This window comes from Enterobacter cloacae complex sp. S2, from assembly GCF_015159675.1.
Classification (GTDB): Bacteria; Pseudomonadota; Gammaproteobacteria; order Enterobacterales; family Enterobacteriaceae; genus Enterobacter; species Enterobacter intestinihominis.
In genome coordinates this window covers 1-5215 of record NZ_JADDTS010000022.1, presented here as the reverse complement: position 1 = coordinate 5215, position 5215 = coordinate 1, and the positions used below count along the sequence as shown (strand labels likewise).

Annotated in this window: 5 protein-coding genes; 4 read left to right on the top strand and 1 reads right to left on the bottom strand. The window is 54.4% G+C overall.

The genetic code is table 11. The annotated features are described in order from the left end of the window. The first annotated feature begins 69 nt into the window (after positions 1-69). From paaX to IPZ49_RS11925, 3 genes are all read left to right on the top strand, one after another. On the top strand, positions 70-1005 hold the full coding sequence (gene paaX, locus IPZ49_RS11935) for a phenylacetic acid degradation operon negative regulatory protein PaaX (RefSeq protein WP_032622213.1): 936 nt from the start codon (positions 70-72) through the stop codon (positions 1003-1005). A gap of 9 nt (positions 1006-1014) precedes the next feature. Then, the gene (gene paaY, locus IPZ49_RS11930) at positions 1015-1620 is read left to right on the top strand and encodes a phenylacetic acid degradation protein PaaY (RefSeq protein WP_023300036.1); all 606 of its coding nucleotides are present in this window, start codon (positions 1015-1017) and stop codon (positions 1618-1620) included. 179 nt (positions 1621-1799) lie between these two features. Continuing rightward, positions 1800-3797: a choline BCCT transporter BetT gene (locus IPZ49_RS11925; protein WP_023306141.1), complete on the top strand. Its 1998-nt coding sequence runs from the start codon at positions 1800-1802 to the stop codon at positions 3795-3797. 38 nt (positions 3798-3835) lie between these two features. Here the strand turns inward: IPZ49_RS11925 and IPZ49_RS11920 are convergent, their stop codons facing one another. Continuing rightward, positions 3836-4471, bottom strand: coding sequence for a helix-turn-helix domain-containing protein (locus tag IPZ49_RS11920; RefSeq protein WP_022648032.1), 636 nt, complete (start codon positions 4469-4471; stop codon positions 3836-3838). 203 nt (positions 4472-4674) lie between these two features. On the opposite strand from IPZ49_RS11920, the gene IPZ49_RS11915 reads away from it, so the two are divergent. Then, positions 4675-5215 (top strand): MBL fold metallo-hydrolase (locus tag IPZ49_RS11915; protein WP_193762845.1); only part of this gene is annotated, 541 nt, incomplete at its 3' end.

Here is a 5215-nt window from a genome sequence, read left to right as displayed (position 1 = left end):
AGGGCTGGGGTGAGGGGGAAACCCCAGATTCGTATGCTATGATTCATCCAGGAAAAAAATAACAACAGAATGAATCACATGAATAAACTTGATGCCTTTATCCAGCACGCAGTCAGCTCTGTTCCCGTCAGCGGAACGTCGCTTATCTCCTCGCTGTATGGCGACGCGCTTTCCCATCGCGGCGGAGAGATCTGGCTCGGCAGCCTGGCGGCCCTGCTGGAAGGGATGGGATTCGGGGAGCGCTTTGTGCGCACCGCGCTGTTTCGCCTCAACAAAGAGGGCTGGCTGGACGTGTCCCGCATTGGCCGCCGCAGCTTTTACCGTCTCAGCGACAAGGGGCTGCGTTTGACCCGACGCGCGGAAAATAAAATCTACCGTGCAGAACTGCCGGCATGGGATGGTAAATGGCTGCTACTGCTTTCCGAGGGGCTGGATAAAACCACGCTCGCGGACGTGAAAAAACAGCTCATCTGGCAAGGGTTCGGCACGCTGGCGCCGAGCCTGATGGCCTCGCCGTCGCAGAACCTCGCGGACGTGCAGTCTCTGTTGCATGACGCGGGCGTGGCGGAAAACGTCATTTTCTTTGAAGCTCATTCGCCGCTGGCTTTGTCACGCGCGGCGTTACGATCCCGCGTGGAAGAGTGCTGGCAGCTGACCGAACAAAACGCGATGTACGAAACGTTTATCAACTCGTTCCGTCCGCTGCTGCCGCTGCTGAAAGAGGCGTCGCCCGAGGATTTAACCCCGGAACGCTGCTTCCAGATCCAGCTGTTACTCATTCATTTTTATCGTCGCGTGGTGCTGAAAGATCCGCTGTTGCCGGAGGAGTTACTCCCGGCGCACTGGGCGGGACAGAGCGCGCGACAGCTGTGCATTAACATCTACCAGCGCGTGGCAGCGGGAGCCCTGGCGTTTGTCAGTGAGAAGGGGGAAACCTCCGTCGGCGAGCTGCCCGCGCCCGGCACGCTTTATCACCAGCGTTTTGGTGGTCTGAATATCACATAAGGAGAGGGTATGCCTGTTTATCAAATTGATGGTCTGACGCCGGTCGTGCCTGAAGAGAGCTATGTTCACCCGACCGCGGTGCTGATTGGCGACGTGATCCTCGGCAAAGGTGTTTACGTAGGCCCCAACGCCAGCCTGCGCGGTGATTTTGGCCGGATCGTGGTGAAAGACGGCGCGAACATTCAGGATAACTGCGTGATGCACGGTTTTCCGGAGCAGGACACGGTGGTGGAAGAGGACGGGCATATCGGCCACAGCGCGATCCTGCACGGCTGCATTATCCGCCGTAATGCGCTGGTGGGGATGAATGCGGTGGTGATGGACGGAGCGACGATCGGCGAAAACAGCATCGTCGGGGCGGCGGCGTTTGTGAAGGCTAAAGCGGAAATGCCTGCGAATCACTTAATTCTTGGCAGTCCGGCGAAAGCGATTCGTGAGCTAAGCGCGCAGGAAATAGAGTGGAAAAAGCAGGGCACGCGGGAGTATCAGGTGTTGGTGGATCGCTGTAAGCAGACGCTGCATCAGGTAGAGCCGCTGCGGGAAGAAGAGCCCGGCCGCAAACGGCTGGTATTCGATGAGAACTTACGGCCCAAGTCGGCTGGCCGGGATAATTAACCATTTCTTGCCTGCGAAATAATGCAATGGCATAGGGATGCGTTAACGCGCAACAAATACCCTTTGGGGATAGTGTATAATTGAACGTTTCAGACCTGCATCCATAAAGGGATTTTGTTACCCTGACGCAGATCACGCCTCTCATTCAGAGCGGTCAATGCGTTTATGGAAGACACTATATGAGTGAAAACGACACTATCCCAAAGCAGTCCAAAAGCCAGATTAACAAAGCGGTATTTTACACATCTGCTTTGTTAATTTTCCTTCTTGTCGCCTTTGCCGCGATTTTCCCTGACGTTGCCGATAAAAACTTTAAGCTACTGCAACAGCAAATATTCACCAACGCCAGCTGGTTTTACATTCTTGCCGTCGCGCTGATTTTAATGAGTGTGACGTTCCTCGGCTTGTCCCGCTACGGCGATATTAAACTCGGGCCCGACCACTCCCAGCCTGACTTCAGCTACCACTCCTGGTTCGCCATGCTGTTCTCGGCGGGGATGGGGATCGGCCTGATGTTCTTCGGCGTGGCGGAGCCGGTCATGCACTACCTTTCCCCGCCGGTGGGGACACCTGAAACGGTCGCTGCGGCCAAAGAGGCCATGCGGCTGACATTCTTCCACTGGGGGCTGCACGCCTGGGCTATCTACGCCATCGTTGCGTTGATTCTGGCGTTCTTCAGCTACCGCCACGGCCTGCCTTTGACGCTTCGTTCGGCGCTTTATCCGATTATCGGCGACCGTATTTACGGCCCGATAGGTCATGCGGTGGATATCTTCGCGGTAATCGGCACCGTATTTGGCGTGGCGACCTCGTTAGGTTACGGCGTTTTACAGGTCAATGCCGGGCTGAACCACCTTTTTGGCGTGCCCATCAACGATACCGTGCAGGTGATCCTGATCGTCCTGATTACCGGGCTGGCGACCATTTCTGTGGTGTCCGGTCTGGATAAAGGCATTCGCATTTTATCAGAGCTCAATCTGGGGCTGGCGGTACTGCTGCTGGTGCTGGTGTTGTGCCTGGGGCCAACCGTACTCCTGCTGAAATCCTTTGTGGAAAATACCGGCGGATACCTGTCCGAGCTGGTGAGCAAGACGTTTAACCTGTACGCTTATGAACCGAAATCCAGCAACTGGCTGGGAGGCTGGACGCTGCTGTACTGGGGCTGGTGGCTGTCCTGGTCGCCGTTTGTCGGGATGTTCATTGCCCGTGTGTCCCGCGGCAGAACCATCCGCGAGTTCGTGACCGGCGTGCTGTTTGTCCCGGCGGGCTTTACCCTGATGTGGATGACGGTGTTCGGCAATAGCGCCATTTACCTCATCATGAACAAGGGAGCGTCCGATCTGGCGAATACCGTCCAGCAGGACGTGGCGCTGGCGCTGTTTAATTTCCTTGAGCATTTCCCGTTCTCTTCCGTGCTGTCATTTATTGCCATGGCGATGGTCATCGTCTTCTTTGTGACCTCAGCCGACTCCGGGGCGATGGTGGTGGATACCCTCGCGTCCGGCGGCGAGGCCAATACCCCCGTCTGGCAGCGCATCTTCTGGGCCGCGCTGATGGGCGTAGTCGCTATCGCGCTGCTGCTCGCGGGCGGACTGAGTGCGCTGCAAACCGTGACTATCGCCAGCGCGCTACCGTTCTCGATGATCCTGCTGGTCTCAATCTATGGGTTGCTGAAGGCGCTCCGACGCGATTTGACCAAACGCGAGAGCCTGAGTATGGCCACGATCGCGCCGACAGCGGCCCGTAACCCCATTCCGTGGCAGCGCAGACTGCGTAACATCGCCTACTTACCTAAACGCTCCCTGGTGAAACGCTTTATGGAAGAGGTGATCAAACCGGCCATGGTGCTGGTGCAGGATGAACTGAATAAGCAGGGAACGCAGAGCCATATCAGCGACGCGTCGGACGATCGTATTCGCCTTGAGGTGGATTTAGGCAATGAGCTGAATTTCATTTATGAAGTCAGGCTGCGTGGCTATAACTCGCCGACCTTCGCGCTAGCGGCCATGGAGAATGATGAGAATCAGGCAGAACAGCACCGGTACTATCGGGCAGAAATCTACCTCAAGGAAGGTGGGCAAAATTACGATGTGATGGGCTGGAACCAGGAGCAGTTAATTAACGATATCCTGGACCAGTATGAAAAACATCTGCACTTCCTGCACCTGGTGCGTTAATCAGCCAGCCCCTGAAGCATTCGCTTCAGGGGCGTAATTTAATACGCCTCCGGCAGCGGACGGTCTATCGACACCAGCTTTCCGCGCTTCATGGTGATATAGCCCCCGGCTTTAAGATCCGCCAGCACGCGAAAGACATGCGTTCGCGACAGGTTAGTGCGCTTGATGATAAACAGCGCCAGACCCTCATTCTCGCCCGTGTGGGTTTCCTGCCGATAAAGATAGCGATAGAGCATAGGTTTAATGGTCTGGTAGCTGGTGACCTGCCTGCGTTCGTTATGCAGGTCGATGGTGAATATCGACATATAGGTCAGTATGGTGGCCAGCGCCTGCATGCGCTCAGGCCCACCCTGGAAAAAAAACTGGTCGAAGTCGGCCCAGGATATTCTCACCAGTTTCACCCTGGCACTGCTGCGATATTCATACTTCGCCAGTGGACAATACCTTTCCATTAAACCGATCGGCATATACTCAATAGTATTGCCAATATTCAGCCCATCATCAGGCATTAATATCGTCAGCGACCCTTCAGTACAGAAATAAATATAGCCAGGTTCAACGGTGAGTTTTTTATTTGCGGCAACGGTTAAGACCTCGCCTTCACAAAGCATTTGCGGAAAAAATTGCCCAATATTGAGTTGCTGATAATAGGTATGGATATCCTGAAAATTCACGCTAAGCCTCTCCCCGCAACGTCTGCTATGGTAGCGAGTATAGCAGCAATTGCCCACGGATTACGAATCGATAAATAACCAGTCCCATATGGGACTATGAAGGGAAGGTATTCTGGTTAGAATGGTCCTCAATGAGTTCGCATTAAAATTATCCGCCACAATTAAATATCGCTGGCGGCGCAATTAATCTATGAGGCCATTTAATGAAATTAACGATAATCGCTAAACATCTGGCGCTGGCCGGTGTGTTGACGTCGCTGTCGCTTTCCGCGTTTGCGGAAGTACAGCCGCAGGATGCCACTCCTACAACCCAGCAGGCTAATAACGCCCTGTATAACAAATTACCGTTTGCCGATAAAACCGACTTTGAAAATGCCCATAAAGGCTTTATCGCCCCGCTGCCGCAAAACATGATCAAAGGCGAGCAGGGGAACGTTATCTGGAACCCGGCGAAATATGATTTCGTCAAAGAGGGTGAAAAAGCCCCGGATACGGTAAACCCGAGTCTGTGGCGTCAGTCACAGTTGATCAACATTGGCGGGCTGTTTAAGGTCACCGACGGCGTGTATCAGATCCGTAATCTCGATCTCTCCAACATGACCATCATTGAGGGCGAGAAGGGCATTACCGTTATCGACCCGCTGTTAAGCGCTGAACCGGCGAAAGAAGCGCTGGATCTCTACTATGCAAACCGCGGCAAGAAACCGGTCGTCGCTGTGGTGATCACCCACAGCCACGTTGACC